At 60.9% G+C, this 16106-nt stretch carries 17 protein-coding genes; 14 read left to right on the forward strand and 3 right to left on the reverse strand.

Annotated elements, in window-relative coordinates:
- The first annotated feature begins 4 nt into the window (after positions 1-4).
- Genes fliS through HPTL_RS07680 form a run of 5 tightly spaced genes read left to right on the forward strand, consistent with a single transcriptional unit; the run spans position 5 to position 3549 of the window.
- On the forward strand, positions 5-421 hold the full coding sequence (gene fliS, locus HPTL_RS07660; protein ID WP_119335460.1) for a flagellar export chaperone FliS: 417 nt from the start codon (positions 5-7) through the stop codon (positions 419-421).
- 9 nt (positions 422-430) lie between these two features.
- Positions 431-739 (forward strand): hypothetical protein, encoded by a 309-nt coding sequence (locus HPTL_RS07665; protein WP_119335461.1) that lies wholly within the window; start codon positions 431-433, stop codon positions 737-739.
- Positions 736-2418: a flagellar hook-length control protein FliK gene (gene fliK, locus HPTL_RS07670; RefSeq protein WP_119335462.1), complete on the forward strand. Its 1683-nt coding sequence runs from the start codon at positions 736-738 to the stop codon at positions 2416-2418. Before HPTL_RS07665 ends, fliK begins: the two co-directional genes overlap by 4 nt.
- Positions 2418-2735: an EscU/YscU/HrcU family type III secretion system export apparatus switch protein gene (locus tag HPTL_RS07675; RefSeq protein WP_119335463.1), complete on the forward strand. Its 318-nt coding sequence runs from the start codon at positions 2418-2420 to the stop codon at positions 2733-2735. Before fliK ends, HPTL_RS07675 begins: the two co-directional genes overlap by 1 nt.
- A gap of 52 nt (positions 2736-2787) precedes the next feature.
- Positions 2788-3549, forward strand: a complete 762-nt coding sequence (locus HPTL_RS07680) for a flagellar brake protein (protein ID WP_119335464.1) — start codon at positions 2788-2790, stop codon at positions 3547-3549.
- Positions 3550-3623: 74 nt separating this feature from the next.
- On the opposite strand, the gene fliE is transcribed toward HPTL_RS07680, so the two are convergent.
- Genes fliE through HPTL_RS07695 form a run of 3 tightly spaced genes read right to left on the reverse strand, consistent with a single transcriptional unit; the run spans position 3624 to position 6539 of the window.
- A complete protein-coding gene (gene fliE / locus HPTL_RS07685) occupies positions 3624-3950 on the reverse strand; it encodes a flagellar hook-basal body complex protein FliE (RefSeq protein ID WP_119335465.1) in 327 nt (108 codons plus the stop codon).
- Positions 3951-3961: 11 nt separating this feature from the next.
- Entirely contained in the window at positions 3962-5392 is a 1431-nt protein-coding gene (locus HPTL_RS07690; protein WP_119335466.1) for a sigma-54-dependent transcriptional regulator, read from the reverse strand.
- Entirely contained in the window at positions 5385-6539 is a 1155-nt protein-coding gene (locus tag HPTL_RS07695; RefSeq protein ID WP_170141311.1) for a two-component system sensor histidine kinase NtrB, read from the reverse strand. The genes HPTL_RS07690 and HPTL_RS07695 overlap by 8 nt, the downstream gene beginning before the upstream one ends.
- A 128-nt stretch (positions 6540-6667) precedes the next feature.
- On the opposite strand from HPTL_RS07695, the gene fliF reads away from it, so the two are divergent.
- From fliF to fliN, 9 genes are all read left to right on the forward strand, one after another.
- Positions 6668-8464: a flagellar basal-body MS-ring/collar protein FliF gene (fliF, locus tag HPTL_RS07700; RefSeq protein ID WP_145981804.1), complete on the forward strand. Its 1797-nt coding sequence runs from the start codon at positions 6668-6670 to the stop codon at positions 8462-8464.
- Complete coding sequence (gene fliG / locus HPTL_RS07705) at positions 8461-9468, forward strand: flagellar motor switch protein FliG (protein ID WP_119335469.1); 1008 nt, start codon at positions 8461-8463, stop codon at positions 9466-9468. Before fliF ends, fliG begins: the two co-directional genes overlap by 4 nt.
- Positions 9469-9474: 6 nt before the next feature.
- Complete coding sequence (locus HPTL_RS07710) at positions 9475-10314, forward strand: FliH/SctL family protein (RefSeq protein WP_119335470.1); 840 nt, start codon at positions 9475-9477, stop codon at positions 10312-10314.
- Between the two features lie 22 nt (positions 10315-10336).
- Positions 10337-11701: a flagellar protein export ATPase FliI gene (fliI, locus tag HPTL_RS07715; RefSeq protein ID WP_119336129.1), complete on the forward strand. Its 1365-nt coding sequence runs from the start codon at positions 10337-10339 to the stop codon at positions 11699-11701.
- Positions 11698-12159: a flagellar export protein FliJ gene (fliJ, locus tag HPTL_RS07720; RefSeq protein WP_119335471.1), complete on the forward strand. Its 462-nt coding sequence runs from the start codon at positions 11698-11700 to the stop codon at positions 12157-12159. Before fliI ends, fliJ begins: the two co-directional genes overlap by 4 nt.
- Complete coding sequence (locus tag HPTL_RS07725) at positions 12156-13757, forward strand: flagellar hook-length control protein FliK (RefSeq protein ID WP_170141312.1); 1602 nt, start codon at positions 12156-12158, stop codon at positions 13755-13757. The genes fliJ and HPTL_RS07725 overlap by 4 nt, the downstream gene beginning before the upstream one ends.
- Before the next feature lie 83 nt (positions 13758-13840).
- Positions 13841-14443, forward strand: coding sequence for a flagellar basal body-associated FliL family protein (locus HPTL_RS07730; RefSeq protein WP_119335473.1), 603 nt, complete (start codon positions 13841-13843; stop codon positions 14441-14443).
- A gap of 17 nt (positions 14444-14460) precedes the next feature.
- On the forward strand, positions 14461-15510 hold the full coding sequence (gene fliM, locus HPTL_RS07735) for a flagellar motor switch protein FliM (protein ID WP_119335474.1): 1050 nt from the start codon (positions 14461-14463) through the stop codon (positions 15508-15510).
- A gap of 95 nt (positions 15511-15605) precedes the next feature.
- The gene (fliN, locus tag HPTL_RS11655; RefSeq protein WP_197713831.1) at positions 15606-16076 is read left to right on the forward strand and encodes a flagellar motor switch protein FliN; all 471 of its coding nucleotides are present in this window, start codon (positions 15606-15608) and stop codon (positions 16074-16076) included.
- The last annotated feature ends 30 nt before the right edge of the window (positions 16077-16106 follow it).

Below are 16106 nucleotides of genomic sequence, written 5' to 3' on the forward strand. Positions count from 1 at the left end.
CATTATGCTCAATCGCAATACCGGTGTCGGCGCCTACCAGCAGGTCGACCTCGAAACCGCCGTCCAGACGGCGGACCCGCATCGCTTGATCCTGATGCTTTTCGATGGCGCGCTGATGGCCATCGCACAAGCGGAAGTGGCGATCGAACAACGCAATATTCCACAACGCGCAGCTGCGATCAACAAAGCGATCGCGATCGTCATCGAAGGTCTGAAGGCCGCGTTGGATCTCGAGGCCGGTGGCGAACTGGCCGACCGTCTGGCTGCGCTCTACGATTACATCGCGGAGCGCCTCACCCACGCCAACGCACTCAACAATGCTGCACCGCTCAAAGAGGCGGCCAACCTGTTGCGTACCATTCGGGACGCGTGGGCCGAAATGCCTGAAGAAGCGCGGAAAAAGACCTACGCAACCTCGTAGGGATATACGGTGACATACGCCTCGTCTGGAAACACCGCGCCACATCATGCACTAGCGGAACACTGCCAAGCGCTGCGGGAGGCGCTCGAACGCAACGCGTGGGAAGAAGCGGAGACCATTGCCAAAAAACTACCCCTACTCATCGAAGCGGATCGCAGGGCGAGCAGCGAACCATCCGTCGATGCAAAGGAGCGCCGCACCGCGTTGCTTGCGGCACAGGAGGCGCTGAACGAAGCGCGCACACACCTCGACCCTGCTTATCAGAGTCTGTGCAAACTACTCACCGCATGGAACGTTCTCCCTCCTGATCCCAGATGATCCCTCCAGATCTGGCCGCGCGCATCCGTCTTTTCAGCCAGGAATTGACGCCGGAAACGACAGCACCGCGCGTCGAGGCGCTACACCGCATCACACCGGTCAGTCCCACCGCGATTGGACTGCCGAGCGCCTTGCAAGAAGGTCAACGTTTCCAAGCCACTATTCAGCGGCCGCTGCCCAACGGTACCTTCTTGGCCTTGGTGGCAGACCAAGAGATGACCTTGGCGATGGATCGTCCGCTGAAAGCGGGTGACACGCTGGAACTGGTGGTGATGCGCCGCGAAGGAAACCAGGTCTGGGCCCGAGAAGCGTCTGCCCCCGCTCCGAGCACGCCACCGCATGCTCCCCCGAGCAACCCAGCGGCGCAAACGCAATTTTCACAAACCGCGGCGCTGCTTCGCCAACTGATCACGACCGCAGAACCCCAAAAACCGCTTCCGGTATCGATTGCCGCCCCTTCATCCTCATCCGCGGCAAGACCCAATCCGGTAACCACGCCTCAGCCAACCGCAACGCCACCACCCGCGGCACAAGCCCACACGCCTGCACAACCTAGCGCCGCGCAGCAGGCAGCGCCCGCAGCGCAATCCCACACGCCAGCGCAGATTACCGCCGCGCAGCATGCGGCACGCAGCTCCCCTACTTCGCTACGAACACCACCAGAAAGCCCCACACTTTCAGGACAAGCCACTGCACAAAATCCATCATTTTCCCCCACTTTGGCGCGCTACCCCTTCTCGGCAGCCCTTCAAAACACGCCCGAAAACCCACCGCCATATACGGCGCTCCGCTCGGTGTTATCCCCTGTCGATGCCCGACTCCAGCAAACCCACGCGCCGCTTTTACCTTCTCAACTTGCCGATACCGTCCGCCAATCTGGTCTCTTTTACGAATCCCATCTGGCACGGTGGGCCCAAGGCCACTATCCGATTACCGAATTGCAAGCCGAACCTCAGACCCAACGTGTCCCTATCGGTCAGGAGGCGACGATCGAACGGGAGCGTACCGCGATGCAATCGGCGCTCGCGAGTGCGTTTGCCCCGCTTGCGGCATCTGCTCAAGCCGCAACACCCCGCTCAACCTCCCCTACGGACAAGCTCCTGGCATTGGTCCAACGCCTTTTGGGTGTGGAGTTGGGTAATGACAACGCGGACACCAACCCAGCGGCCGCCTCAACCCGCGCTGCTCCAGGTACCGCGCAAACATTCCCAGCCGGGGCATCGACCGAGACAACTGCCCAGGAACCGCTGCGTCAGTCGTCTGCCGCGTCCTCAACGCAAACGCCGATTCCCGAGCGTCTGCTGCCACTCGTCCAACGACAACTCGACGCGCTGGCGTTTGGCCGTGTCGACCTCCTCTTTTCTGCATGGCCTGGAACCGAGGTTCGCTGGGAGATCCGCGACGAAAACCGCGACAGCCGCCACTCCGGCTCCGAGGCAGACGAGCCGTCCCCAGTATGGCGCTCCAAACTGATGCTTGATTCGGAAACGCTGGGCAAGATTGCATTCTGGGTCGAGTTCGCACCGCAAGGAATGCAGGTCGCAATTGCTGCCGCGTCCGAAGAGACGGCAACGCTCCTCAAAGCGCGGATGCACGAACTGCTTGCGGCGTTCGCAAGCGACGAACTTCCGGTGCAGAAGATCGAGTGGCGCCCGTTTATTGATGCGGAAACCGTCTGATGGCCGAACGAAACGATACCCGCGATAGCCGCTCCCAAGCTGCTTCCCGCCCCGCCGCGGTTGCGCTCAAATATCAACCGGGCGACGATGCGCCCCGTGTCGTCGCCAAAGGTCAAGGGATCGTCGCGCAACAGATCATCGAGAAAGCCAAAGAAGCGGGAGTTTTCGTCCATGAATCCCCAGAGCTGTTGAAGCTCCTGATCGGGCTCGACCTGGACGCGCGCATTCCGCCAGAGCTCTATGTCACGGTTGCCGAACTCTTGGCATGGGTGTACCGTGTAGAGCAGCAGAAAAAAGGGATCATGGACAAATTGTGATATAAATGCGGCAAGAACACCCAATAACGATACGTTCGCAACCACGAAGATCATGAGTTCAACCCAGGAACCGTTGCGTTTGGTCGACTTCGATCGCTACGCCGATCACATCGTCACGCATCCGAAAGAGATCGATTTCATTTTGCGCAACTTATGGCAGCAACGGACGAACCTCGGTCTTTTCGTCGCGCAGCGCTATGTGATGCCCACCCAGATCGTTGGCTTGGCGGACCACGCGTTGTTCTTCGATCTCAGCCAAAATGAAGCGCTCAACCAAAGCGTAGTGGAAAAACCGGCGGTTTGCCAGGGAAAACTCGACGGCATATTGACCCAATTCGCGGTCGAATCGTTGCGTTTAGCGCATTACCAAGGCACGCGCGCCTTTCAAGCGCCACGACCAACAGGAATCCTCCGGCTGCAGCGTCGCGAATATTTCCGCGTCCATGTACCACTATCCCACAACGTCGTGTGTAAAGTGAATACCGCTCCGCCCGGTGCGCCACCGCACCTCGTCCCGTTTCGCGTGCTCGACGTCAGCAATGGCGGTGTGGCGATCCTCATCCCGCCCGCTTCGTTGAAGGTCGTGCCGGGTCACATCTTTCACGATTCGATTCTGGTGATCCCTACGGTCGAACCGCTCGTGGTTTCCTTGGAAGTGCGTAACGTCTACCACGTCACCAACCGCCTGGGGCAGTACGTGGAGCGAGCGGGGTGTCGCTTCATCAACCTGCCACCCGCTGTCGAAAAAGCATTGCAGCGCTATATCTTTACCGTTCAGCGCGAAATGCGCCTTCACGACAATCGCGTTTCCTGATACGTTCCTAGCTCGTTGTTTGCAGCTGCCTTGCTCGTAAGCTGCCCTGTAGCGCGGAAAACCTGCGCCCCACGTCAAACCGGCATATTCATGATGTCCTGATAGGCACTCACCAACCGGTTACGCACCTGAACCATTTGATTGAACGAAAGGGACGCTTTTTCCAGGTCGACCATCACGTCGGCCAGATTGACGTTGGGGTCCCCCGCAACGAACCGTTCGGCTTGCGCTTTCGCCTCGGCCGATTGCGCGCTCACCTCTTTGAGCGCTTGGTCCAGGACTTGGGCAAAATCGGTCGTCCCACGCTCCGCTTCTGGCTGTTGCGCAGCCGATGTCCCTTTCGCGAGCGCTTGTGCCTGTTGCATTTGAGCGAGCAATTGGTTGATCGCGTTGGTGTCCATCGTCTGACTCCTCAGGCTTCGGGGACGTCGAACCCCGCTTCGCGGTACTTCCGCAACCGGTAACGCAACGTCCTTTCGGGCATGCCCAGCCGTTGCGCCGCCCGTTTTCGGGACCCTCCCTCTTCGGCAAGGATCCGTAAGATTTGTTCCCGCTCCCAATCCCGTAACGATACCGCACTTTGGCCATTTTCGTTCGTCCGGGTATCACGCCGCGGCAGGGAATCGCCTTCGGCCTGCTTGCCCGCTACCCATTGGGGCGTGGCGCGTTTTTCTACCGGATCAAGGCCGTCTGTTACTGGGGCATCGTTCGGCAAACAGTGGCGCAACGTCTTCCCGTCGATCACGTTACCCGGCGCAAGGATCAGCGCGCGTTGCAGGGTATTGTGGAGTTCACGCACGTTGCCCGGCCACGAATAAGTAAGCAAGATTCGTTCCGCTTCTTCGGTGATCCCGGGAACCACCCGCCCCCATTCCGCAGCCAGGCGCGAAAGAAAATAGCGCGCCAAGGGAACGATATCCGCGGGCCGATCGCGTAACGGCGGGATCGCAATAGGAAACACGTTCAGACGGTAAAAGAGGTCCTCCCGGAATCGCCCGGCCGCGACTTCGTCGGACAGATTGCGGTTGGTGGTGGCAATGACCCGAACGTCGAGCGGAATCGCCTTTTTTCCGCCCAAGCGCTCGACCTCTTTTTCTTGCAGTACCCGAAGGAGCTTCGCTTGCAGCAAGAGCGGCATTTCAGAAATCTCATCCAGCAGGATCGTTCCCCCTTGCGCCTGCTCGAATTTTCCGGGCTGCGCCGTGGCCGCACCGGTAAAGGCTCCTTTCTCATGACCAAAGAGCGTCGCTTCGAGCAAAGATTCGGGGATCGCCGCGCAGTTGATCGCGACGAACGGCCCGGTTTTGCGCAGGGAAATCGCATGAATCAGCCGCGCAAACACCTCTTTCCCAACGCCCGATTCCCCCGTGAGCAGAACCGTGGCGTCGGTTGCGGCAACGCGTTCGGCAAGCGTGCGCACCGCTTGGGTTTTCGGATCCTCTGCGATCAGGTCGGCAACCACGGCGCTGCCGCCCCACTGCGCGTAGCGTTCGATCACCGCTAAAAGTTGCCGACTTTCGAACGGTTTCAATAGAAATTCACACGCGCCGCTTTTCATCGCGCGTACCGCTGCAGGAACGTCTCCATACGCGGTCATGAGCGCCACCGGCAAGTGCGGCAATTTTTGCCGGACCGCATCGAGCAGTGCCAACCCGTCCATCGGCACCATCTTGAGATCGGTGACCACCATGGCCACGGCATGGCGATCGAGTAGTTCGAGCGCTTCGGGTCCGGATGCAGCCACCAACACCCGATACCCTTGCGCCGTCAGGATCAGCTCCAGCGCTTCACGCAAATCGGGGTCGTCTTCGACGATTAGGATCGGGAGCGAATGCTCAGACATCACGGCTCCTCACGGTACAAGGGAGTCGAACGATAAATGTGGTCCCTTCGCCCGGTTCCGAACGCACCTCGATGGTTCCGCCGTGCGCGGTGACCACTTCGTGCGCGATCGCCAGACCCAACCCGGTGCCATCAGGACGCGTCGTAAAAAAAGGGGTAAAGAGTCGCGCCCGCAAAGCGTCTGGAATGCCCGGCCCATGGTCGGCAACGACGATTTCCCACTGGTCTGCAGTCGCACGCGCCCCCAGACCCACCCATGCCGCTGCCTGCCCTTGTTGCACGGCAAGGGCGTTCTCGGCAAGGTTGATCAACGCCCCTAAAAGGGCCCGTTCGTCGCCGATCACCACCGGTGCATCCGCTTGCGGTGCGAACAACCGTTCGAGCACGACTTTTTGCGCCTGGGCTAAGGGCTCGACAGTCGACCACCACTGCGTAAAAAGATGGGGGAGCGAGATCGGTTCCCGCGCTTTCAGCCCCCCGCGGGCAAAAATCAGCATATCGGCAATCAATTGCTCCATACGGTGCAACCGTGCCTTGACCCGCCCTGCCAGTTCAATGCGACGCGCTTCGTCGAGCCCAGGTGTCGTCAAATGATCGAGAAACAGCAGCGCCGCAGCAAGCGGGGTTCGCAACTGATGGGCAAGCCCGGCAACCAACTCCCCCATCGCTGCCAAGCGCTCCTGCCGCGCCATCGCTTCGCGCAGCCGAGTGGCCTCGGTGACATCCTGCACCACGACGAGCTCCCCGCCTTGGTCGGGGAGCTGCGACCAGGTGAGCGTCAGCCGTTTCTCCCCATCCGGCGCCGACCACAAGACCTCGTCAGGGGCTTCAGTCGGCCGCAATTGCTGCGCGAAGCGCTGCCAGGCGGTTCCAACTGTGAGCGCCGTTCCGAACCATTGCCGCGCCGTTTCGTTCGCTTCGACAACCTCCCCTTCGGCGTTCAACACCACCACCGCCACCGGCAACGCTTGCATCAAGACGTCGAGCCGTTCGGTGAGCCGTTCCGCGCGCGCCTCCAACTGAGCATACGCCGCGGTGAGACGGTCGGAAGCACGCATGAATTCCGCGAACGCCGCAGCCAACTGTTCCGGCGTCATACCCGCGGCGTCCGGCTGTTTCACAGAAAAGGCGCTTGGTGCTTGTGTCATGTCGGCCATTGTAGCCGAACGCACACTCCGGCAACAATTGCCGGCGACTTTTGCCGCTTTTTCGCCCGCTGCCGGGCGTGGCAGTCGACGACAATAATGACAAAGAGACGTCACAGGACCAACGGATCATGGCCGAAGCAACCGCTGAAATCGGTTTGAATGCGGCTGGCGGTGCAGCCCAAGGGGGAACACCGGAAGCGGCAACGAAACCTGCCCCGTGGCAACCTTTCGTCGACCGTGTCGCGGCATGGAGCCCGCAACAGAAATTGGCCGCAGGCTCAGCGCTGGCGCTCGCGCTCGCAATGCTGGTCGGCGTCTGGCTCTGGTCTCAACCCGCCGATCAAGCCGTGCTTTTCTCCAACCTCGACCCCCAGGACGGCGGCGCGATCGTCGAGCAGCTCAAGCAGCAAAACATTCCTTACGAATTGGCGCAAGGCGGTAGCACCATCCTGGTCCCGGCCCAGCAGGTGCATGAACTGCGCTTGCGCTTTGCCGCGCAAGGGCTTCCGAAAGGGGGAACGGTGGGCTTCGAGCTGCTCGATCAACAAAAATTGGGGATCACCCAATTTGCCGAGCAGGTGAATTACCAGCGTGCACTCGAAGGCGAACTGGCCCGGTCGATTGCCACCCTGGCTGCGGTGACGCAAGCGCGCGTTCATCTGGCGATCCCGAAGCGGACGAGTTTTCTGCGCGATCAGCAAAAACCGACGGCGTCGGTCGTACTCCACCTCCGCCCTGGACGTTTCCTGGACGAAACTCAGATCGCTGGCATCCGCCACTTGGTCGCCTCCAGTATTCCCAACATGGATCCTGCGGACGTCTCGATCGTCGATCAAAACGGCAAATTGTTGACGATGGCGCCTGACCCCCTCTCGCAAACGCTCAGCGCCAAACAATTGGCCTATCGCCACGAACTCGAAAACCGCTACCGTGAGCGGATCGAATCGCTCTTGGCGCCCGTCGTCGGCAAACCCAATTTCCGCGCCGAAGTCTCGTTGGAGCTCGACTTCGACCGCATCGAACGGACCGCTGAGACCTATCGCCCCAACCCTGCGCCGAATCAGGCGATCCGCAGCCAAGAGATCCACGAAAAATTCGGCAACGATGCACTCCCTCAAGGCGTTCCTGGCGCGCTCACCAACCAACCCCCTGTGCCCGCCACCGCCCCGATCACCAACCCAGAAGTCCCGCCAACGGGCAGCGCTACCGGCGTGCAACGCGAACGGTCCGCAACGATCAACTATGAACTCGATCGCACCATCGAACACGTGCAAAAAGCGCAAGGCGCGATCAAGAAACTGGCCGTTGCGGTCGTCGTCAACCAGAAACGGGAAAAGACGAAAGAGGGAGAGGTCGTCATCCCGTCGGATGCCGAATTGCAACAACTGGAACAACTGGTAAAAAGTGCGTTGGGTTTCGACCCGAACCGGGGTGATACCATTACCGTTCGTGGCGTGCTCTTTTCCGATCTACCCGAGACCGACAACCGCGCGTGGTGGCAAAAACTCCTCGAAGACCCAGAAATGCTCGAAATCGTGCGCGAACTCTTGCGCTTCCTCACGGTAGTCATCGCACTCACCCTGATCTACTTCGGGGTGATCCGGCCGTTGCTCCGCGCGGTCGCACCCCCCAAAGACGAAGGAAAGACCGAAGAGGAAGCGGGAACGGCTGCTGCCTCCCATGCCGCAGGCGGTGCCGCCACTGCTGAAACGCAAGGTGGCGCACCGACTGCGCAATCCGGTAGCACCCTGGTTGGCGGGGAAGGTGGGAAAACCCCTGATGCCCTCGTCCACCTGTCGCAATTGACCCCCGCCGACCCCTTCGAAGAAAAACTGGCGACGCTGCGCGAGCTCACCCAAACCAACCCGAAACTGATGGCCAACCTGATCAAAGAGTGGCTCGAGGGTGAGGAGAAGAAGTCATGAGCGGCAAAGACAACCCGGCAATCGAAAAAGCGGCCACGTTGCTCGTCACCCTGGGGCCAAGCGAAGCCGCTGCCGTCTTGAAGCACCTGGGGCCGCGTGAAGTGCAGACCCTTGGGATGGCGATGGCCTCGCTACCACCCAAACCCCGGGAAGAAGTCGAAGCGCTCTTGGACGAAGCAATCGCCCATTTCCAGAAAGGGGCACCGATCGAACCCGATCCCGAACAAATCCGCCAAATGCTCACCCAGGCGCTCGGGGACGACAAAGCGAGCCACATCATCGGCAAGATCCTGCAGGGATCCGACACAGGGGCGATCGAAAGTCTCAAATGGCTCGACCCTGGTACCGCCGCCGACCTCATCAAGAACGAACATCCGCAGATCATCGCAACCATCCTGGTCCATCTCGACTACGATTTCGCGGGTGAAATCCTCAAGCGCTTCCCGGAACGGCTGCGCAACGACGTGATCCTGCGCATCGCAACCCTTGAAGGGGTGCAACCGCAGGCGCTCAAAGAGCTCAACGAAGCCCTTTCGGAGCTGCTCGCCAACGCCTCGTCGAGCGCGAAGGGGAAAGCCGCTGGCGGCGTGCGTCACGTTGCCGAAATCCTCAACTTCGTCGGTGCGCAGATCGAAACCGAAGTCCTGGACGCGGTGCGCGAATACGATCCCGATCTCGCGCAGCGGATCATGGACGAAATGTTCGTCTTCGACAATCTGCTGGAGATGGACGACCGCAGCATCCAGACGCTGTTGCGCGAAGTGGCGAACGATCAGCTGGTCTTGGCACTCAAAGGAGCATCGCCCGAATTGCGCGAAAAGATCTTCAAGAACATGTCGCAACGCGCTGCGGAGATGTTGCGCGAAGACCTCGAAAGCCGGGGCCCGGTGCGGGTCTCCGAAGTCGAAGCGGCACAGAAAGAGATCCTCAAAGTGGTGCGGCGACTCGCCGAAGAGGGTCAAATCATGCTCCCGAGCAAAGGGGGCGACGAAGGGTTCCTCTAATTGCGTATGAGTATCGAACGTCACCAAGCCAGCGGCCTCTATCCGCCCCTGCCCCTTCCCTCGTTCGACGAACCGGAACGCGGTGCGCGATCCGGCGGGAACGCCGTGGCGCCTCCGTCCCAGCACCCGTCCGATGCAACGCCCTACTCATCGTCCCTACCGACCGCGAGCGACCTGGAAGCGCTCATCGAATCGACACGCAAAGAGGGGTTCGACGAAGGGTACCGCGCTGGTTTCGCGCAAGGGAAAAGCGAAGGCTACCAAGCCGGGTTCAAGGAGGGACACTCGGCTGGATTCGCGCAAGGCGAAAACGAAGGGCGCGAAGCGGGCCACCAGGAAGGGTACGCTGCGGGTTTTGCTGAAGGGCAAGAAGCTGGAAAAGCGGCTGCATACGCCGAATGGTCGCCCAAGTGGGAGGCGCAAACCGATGCGCTTACGAAAATCGTTACCCAACTTTCGGCAGCCACCCAACAATTGCCGCAGCAACTCGCCGAACCGGTCACGGCGCTCGCGATCGAAATCGCCCGTGCTGTGGTGATGGAAAACCTCAGAACCCAACCGGAATCGGTCGTCGCGGTAACCCGACAGATTTTGGAAACGGAATTGCGCCGTCCCGTCACCGTGAGACTCCACCCCGACGATCACGCCCTCGTGACAAAGAACCTCACACCGTCCGAAGCCGTCCGTTTCGTCCCGGATCCGGAACTCGCCCACGGCTCCGTTTGCGTAGAGGGCGATTCGTTCCTTATCGACGGTACGGTCGCGAGCCGTTGGCGTCGAATCGTGTCGCGGCTCTACCCCACAGCAGCAACCTGGGAACCCTCCGATGACAGACGTGAAGATTGAGCTTGCAGCGCCGCTTGCGCAGATGCTGGCGACCTTGACCGAAGAGGTCAAAACGACGTCGGCACTTACCCCAACCGGTAAGCTCACCCGCGTGAGCGGCCTCATCCTCGAAGCAGAGGGGATCCGCTTGCCGGTTGGCGCCACCTGTCGCGTGGCACTGGCCGATGGAGCCAGCGCGGAAGCCGAAGTGGTCGGCTTTCGTGACGAGACGCTCTACCTCATGCCCACCGAACCCCTCTACGGCGCGATGCCAGGAGCTGCAATCACCGTTGCCGATTCCCCCCCATTGCCACTTCGTACCGACCGCATCCTTCATCCCAAACGCCGTCGCACCGACCGCGCCAAGCACCTTCCGGTCGGCACTGGGCTCTTGGGCCGGGTCGTCGACGGTAACGGCCGCCCCCTCGACAACCGCGGTCCGCTCCTCGACGTCGTGCCCCGCTCGCTTGCCGCCCGCCCGATCAATCCGCTCGAACGCAAGCCGATCACCCAACCGATCGACGTCGGTATCCGCGCGATCAACGGATTGCTCACCGTCGGCTCTGGGCAACGCATCGGCCTATTTGCCGGAACGGGGGTCGGTAAATCGGTCCTGTTGGGGATGATGGCCCGGTACACGGACGCCGACGTCGTCGTGGTCGGACTGATCGGCGAACGCGGTCGGGAGGTGCGGGAATTCATCGACGACATCCTGGGACCCGAAGGGCTGGCACGCGCCGTGGTTGTCGCCGCACCTGCCGATGCCAATCCGCTCGTGCGCATCCAAGGCGCGACCTATGCCACGACCATCGCAGAGGCGTTTCGCGAACAGGGACTGCGCGTCCTCTTGATCATGGATTCGCTTACCCGTTTCGCGATGGCGCAGCGCGAAATCGCGCTGTCGATCGGTGAAGCGCCGGTGACCAAAGGGTATCCCGCGTCGGTTTTCGCTCGCTTGCCCGCACTGGTGGAACGCGCTGGCCAAGGGCGAGAAGGCGAAGGCGCGATCACGGCGTTCTACACGGTTCTCACCGAAGGCGACGACCTTCAAGACCCGATTGCCGACGCCGCGCGCGGCATCCTCGACGGGCACATCGTGCTCTCCCGCGAACTCGCCGACGAAGGGCACTATCCGGCGATTGCGATCGACCAATCGATCTCACGGACGATGCCGCAAGTGGTCACCCCCGAACAACTCAAACTGGCGACGCGCTTCAAAAGGCTTTGGTCCCGCTACCGCAACGCGCGTGACCTCCTCTCGGTGGGCGCGTACCAGAAAGGAAACGATCCGGAACTCGACGAAGCGATCGCGCGACAACCGGCACTGGCACGCTTCCTGCAACAAGGAATGCGGGAACGCGCGACGTTCGAAAGCACCGTGCAACAACTGGCTGACGTGTTGGCATGACCCAACGGCAAACCCTCACGACGCTCCGCGACCTTTTGGCAGAAGCGGAAACCCGTGCTGCGCAACGGTTCGGCGCCGCGAACCAGGCGTGCGCCGAAGCGCAAAGGAAGCTGCAGACGCTCGAACAGTTCCGTGACGAATATCGCGATAAGTACCGTGCAGCGCTCGAGCGCGGTGACCCGTTTGCGCTCCTTGAGAACCTGCGCCAGTTCCTGGCGCGGCTCGATCAAGCGATCAACTTGCAAACAGACGCAGTAGCGCACGCCGCGCAAGAAGTGGAGCAGGCCCGCGCGGCGTGGCAAGCGGCGATGGGCAAACGCAAAGCGTTCGACCTATTGCTCGCACGACAAACCGCCGCCGAAAAAGCGCAGGAAGAGAAGTCGGCACAAAAATTGCTCGACGAATGGGCAAGCCTGCGTGCGATTCGCACGCACGACAAGGGAGGAACCCACCGATGAGTATCGCTGCAACCACAAGCCCTGTGATCCAGAACTTGCGTCCAGGAAACCGCGCTGCTGCCGGTGAGGCATCGAGCGGAGTTGGCCAAGCCACTCCGGAAAATGTCCTTTCGGTTTTTGCGCAACTCTTGAAACGCACAAGCGCCACCCCGAACGCCGAAAACAGCGCCAACTCTGGCACCCACCGGGCCGAACCGAGCGGACCCGAAGGAGCGTCGAATCCCGAAAACCCGGATTCGACGCAACTTGCACAAGCGCTTGCGCAATGGCTCGCCACCTGGATTGCTGCGCAGCATAAATCCACTGCGCAACAGGGATCGACCCAACCTTCCGAACCGGACGCACCGGCAACAGCCAGCGCGACACTTTTTGCCGCGAGCAACGACAGCGCGGCGAAACTTGCCGCGATGCTTTCCGCGCTTTCTGCGCAAACAGAAGTGCAAGGCGTGCCGCTCCTGAAACAGATCCAGCAGATGCTGGAACAGCAAAATGCAGCGCTTGCGGTACAAGATGTACAGCCCAGTGAATCCAACGAAAACAACGCCGCAATGGCGCACCTGCGCCAAACCCTCGCGCAACTTTTTGCCGACGACCGTGCGTTGCGCGAACGGTTCCTGACCCTGCTGCGTGCGCACGAAGCCGCGCAAGGGTGGCGTGAAGCTGCAGCGCTACTAGAAAATGCCTTGCCTGGAAAAGGCGCTGCCGTACTTGGTAACGTGCCCGCACTGCCCCTTGGTTTGGCGCAATGGCTCGCGAACCTCGACATCGATACCGAACCTACATCGACCTTGTCCTCGGGCGTTGCCGAAACCCCGCTGTGGCAACGCCTGTTACGGGAGTGGCGGCAAAGCGACGGAGATGGTGCGCCCCCCACAGCGCTTTCGGCGCTTCTGAAACCCGCTGACAGTCCGAATATGCGCATTGAAAAGCTGACGGCGCCACTGATGCCGAACGATGCGCAGCCCGCTGACGCGCTTGAGACACAGCGCACCGTGATCGAAGATAAACTGGGGCTGGAAAAGCGCCTGACGCAAGCCTCAGGGAATGCAGACTCCCTGGCGCGTGCGGATGGTCGATTGGCTGAAAACCCATTCGCGACACCCGGTGCATCGACGGTGCCACGCGCCGCATTCGAAACGATTCGCTCCCCGTTAAACCAACCGGCGCAATGGGCGATGGAAACCGCAGAACGTCTCGTCTGGCACGCCGGACAAGGGGTGCATAAAGTGGAACTCCAACTCAATCCACCCCATTTGGGGAGACTCGAAGTATCGCTGCAACTCAACCAAGACCACCTTACCGCGCACTTCGTCGCCGCGACCCAAGCAGCGCGGGATGCGCTCGACCAGGCACTACCGCGGCTCCGGGAGCTCTTACAACAGTCCGGCATCCAGCTCGGCCAATCGAGCGTTTCCAGTAACGGCGCCGATCACGGCGGCTCGACGCCGTGGGAAAACCCCCAACACGCACGCAGCGCCTGGCCGAGCGAATCGGCGCTGAGCACATCGGTTCTCACCATGCAGCCGGAATCGTCCCGCCCGCCGCTGCTGTCGCCCACCGTTCGTGCTGGCCGCAACGCATTTGACGCATGGGCGTGATTACGCCGCTTTTCGGGCGCTTTTTTCCCTTCGGGTGCGCGATAATTCGGTTATGATGGTCTCTGACGAAAGGAGAGCAACCCATGGCGAAAGAGGCACCCAAAGAGGAAAATGGCCAAGAAGCGGCTCCGGCGAAATCGGGCAAAGGCAAACTCGTCATCATTTTGCTGATCGTCTTGATCATCCTGTTGCTTTCGGGCATGGGGTTCATGGCTTTTCTGCTGCTCAAAAAGAAAGGGGGTGACAGCCACGGCGACGAGGCCGCAGCGGTCGAACACGCGCAACCGGCTGCCAAACAGAACGCCCCTGCCGCACCACCGCCCGTCGTCGTCGACCCCGGAAAGCCGCCCGTTTTCATCTCGCTCGATCCCATCGTCGTCAATCTCGCACCCGGCGAAGGCGAACGTTACCTGCAAGTAGTGATCGTGCTGCGCGTTGCCGACCAACAATTCGACGCGGCGATCAAGCAGTTCATGCCGGAGATCCTCCACCGCGTCAATCTGCTCCTCTCCAGCAAATTGCCTTCCGAACTTGCGACACCGAAAGGGCGGGAAGAGTTGGCGATGGACATTCGCGACACGATCAACCAAGTGCTGGGCTACCCGCCGCGCCCGCGTGACATGCAGCAACTGGGCCCCAGCGGCCCAGTTCAGGCGGTGCTCTTCCGCTCGTTCATCATCCAGTAACACCACAGGGGGGTTTCGTGGACAGTTCCTCCGAATTTCTCTCGCAAGAAGAGGTCGACGCGCTCCTGCGGGGCGTGACCGGCGAGGAGGATGAGCCGGAAACCCCCACCGAAGAGGAAGAAGGGGGGATTCGCCCCTACAACCTCGCCACCCAGGAGCGGATCGTTCGTGGGCGCATGCCCACGATGGAGCTCATCAACGAACGGTTCGCCCGCTACCTTCGGGTCGGTCTCTTCAACTTCGTTCGCCGCAACATCGAGGTTTCGGTCGGCGCGCTTCACGTCCAAAAATATGGCGAATTCCTGCGCAATCTGGTGATCCCCACCAACCTCAACCTCGTTCAAGCCAAACCGTTTCGTGGCAACGGCTTGATCGTGATGGAACCCAACCTGATCTTCCTCATCGTCGATATCCTCTTCGGCGGTGACGGCCGCTTCCATACCCGCATCGAAGGTCGGGATTTCAGTCCCACCGAACAGCGCATCATCCTGGGGCTCCTCAACGTCATCTTCGAAGACTACCAGCGGGCATGGGCGCCGGTCTATAAAATCAAACTCGGCTACGTCCGCTCCGAGATGAACCCGCAATTTGCCAGCATCGCCACGCCGTCGGAAATCGTCGTCGCGTCCCAGTTCGTGCTCGATCTGGGCGTCGGCCAGGCCAACCTCCACGTCTGCTGGCCCTATTCGATGCTGGAACCGGTACGCGATCTCCTCTACTCGACGATGCAAAGCGACCAGATGACGCACGACTCGCGCTGGACACGGAACCTAGCGCGGCGGCTTGTCGAAGCCGAAGTGACGCTCAATGCGGTCTTGGGTCACGGGCAACTGACGTTGGGCGATCTGGTCGATCTGCGCGTCGGTGACGTGATCCCGATCGAAATCCCGGAGCTGGTTACCGTTTATAGCGACGGCGTTCCGGTGATTCGGGGCCATTACGGAACGCGGAACAAACACTATGCGGTGAAAATCCACCACTTCGTAGCCGAAGAGGAACCGCCAGACGAGCCGCCAAACGGCACGCCGCAGGAAGTGGATGAGCCAGCCGAAAGCACCGAGGAGTAAAGGCCATGGTCGATGAGAACAAAACCCCGCAAGAGCCGGAACAAGAGACAACGGCAAGCGAAGAAGAGGTCACGCCGGACGATTGGGAAGCGGCGATGCAAGAGCAGGCCGCGCAAGAAGCCGCTTCCGAAGGCAAAAACGGCGAAGGCGGCGTCGATGAAGCGGCGCTTGCCGACGAATGGGCTGCCGCGCTTGCCGAACAGGAAGGCGGTGCGTCTGCCGAAGAAAGCCCTTATGCCGCGAAACCCGCGAAAGAGCTGTTCCCCGATTTCGGCGGCCCAAACCAGAAAGTTGAAAACCTCTCCGATTTTCAGATGATCATGGACATCCCGGTCCAGATCACCGTCGAACTGGGCCGCACCAAAATGCCGATTCGCAACCTCCTGCAGTTGGCGCACGGCTCGGTGATCGAGCTCGACGGCCTGGCGGGTGAGCCGATGGACGTGCTCGTCAATGGCACGTTGATCGCGCAGGGTGAAGTCGTGGTCGTCAACGAGAAATTCGGGATTCGCCTCACCGATATCATCACCCCCGCGGAGCGGATGCGTAAGCTCCGCGGCGGATGATCGTGATTGCTCCGGCGCGCCGATTGCCGG

It is taken from the genome of Hydrogenophilus thermoluteolus (genome assembly GCF_003574215.1).
Taxonomy (GTDB): Bacteria; Pseudomonadota; Gammaproteobacteria; order Burkholderiales; family Rhodocyclaceae; genus Hydrogenophilus; species Hydrogenophilus thermoluteolus.

Bases quoted from the DNA above. Each gene is read 5' to 3' on its own strand.
- fliS (WP_119335460.1), top strand. From the start codon at position 5: ATGCTCAATCGCAATACCGGTGTCGGCGCCTACCAGCAGGTCGACCTC.
- fliE (WP_119335465.1), bottom strand. From the start codon at position 3,950: ATGGACACCAACGCGATCAACCAATTGCTCGCTCAAATGCAACAGGCA.
- fliJ (WP_119335471.1), top strand. From the start codon at position 11,698: ATGACCCAACGGCAAACCCTCACGACGCTCCGCGACCTTTTGGCAGAA.
- HPTL_RS07725 (WP_170141312.1), top strand. From the start codon at position 12,156: ATGAGTATCGCTGCAACCACAAGCCCTGTGATCCAGAACTTGCGTCCA.
- HPTL_RS07695 (WP_170141311.1), bottom strand. From the start codon at position 6,539: ATGACACAAGCACCAAGCGCCTTTTCTGTGAAACAGCCGGACGCCGCG.
- HPTL_RS07710 (WP_119335470.1), top strand. From the start codon at position 9,475: ATGAGTATCGAACGTCACCAAGCCAGCGGCCTCTATCCGCCCCTGCCC.
- fliK (WP_119335462.1), top strand. From the start codon at position 736: ATGATCCCTCCAGATCTGGCCGCGCGCATCCGTCTTTTCAGCCAGGAA.
- HPTL_RS07730 (WP_119335473.1), top strand. From the start codon at position 13,841: ATGGCGAAAGAGGCACCCAAAGAGGAAAATGGCCAAGAAGCGGCTCCG.
- fliG (WP_119335469.1), top strand. From the start codon at position 8,461: ATGAGCGGCAAAGACAACCCGGCAATCGAAAAAGCGGCCACGTTGCTC.
- fliF (WP_145981804.1), top strand. From the start codon at position 6,668: ATGGCCGAAGCAACCGCTGAAATCGGTTTGAATGCGGCTGGCGGTGCA.
- HPTL_RS07690 (WP_119335466.1), bottom strand. From the start codon at position 5,392: ATGTCTGAGCATTCGCTCCCGATCCTAATCGTCGAAGACGACCCCGAT.
- fliI (WP_119336129.1), top strand. From the start codon at position 10,337: ATGCTGGCGACCTTGACCGAAGAGGTCAAAACGACGTCGGCACTTACC.
- fliN (WP_197713831.1), top strand. From the start codon at position 15,606: ATGCAAGAGCAGGCCGCGCAAGAAGCCGCTTCCGAAGGCAAAAACGGC.
- HPTL_RS07675 (WP_119335463.1), top strand. From the start codon at position 2,418: ATGGCCGAACGAAACGATACCCGCGATAGCCGCTCCCAAGCTGCTTCC.
- HPTL_RS07680 (WP_119335464.1), top strand. From the start codon at position 2,788: ATGAGTTCAACCCAGGAACCGTTGCGTTTGGTCGACTTCGATCGCTAC.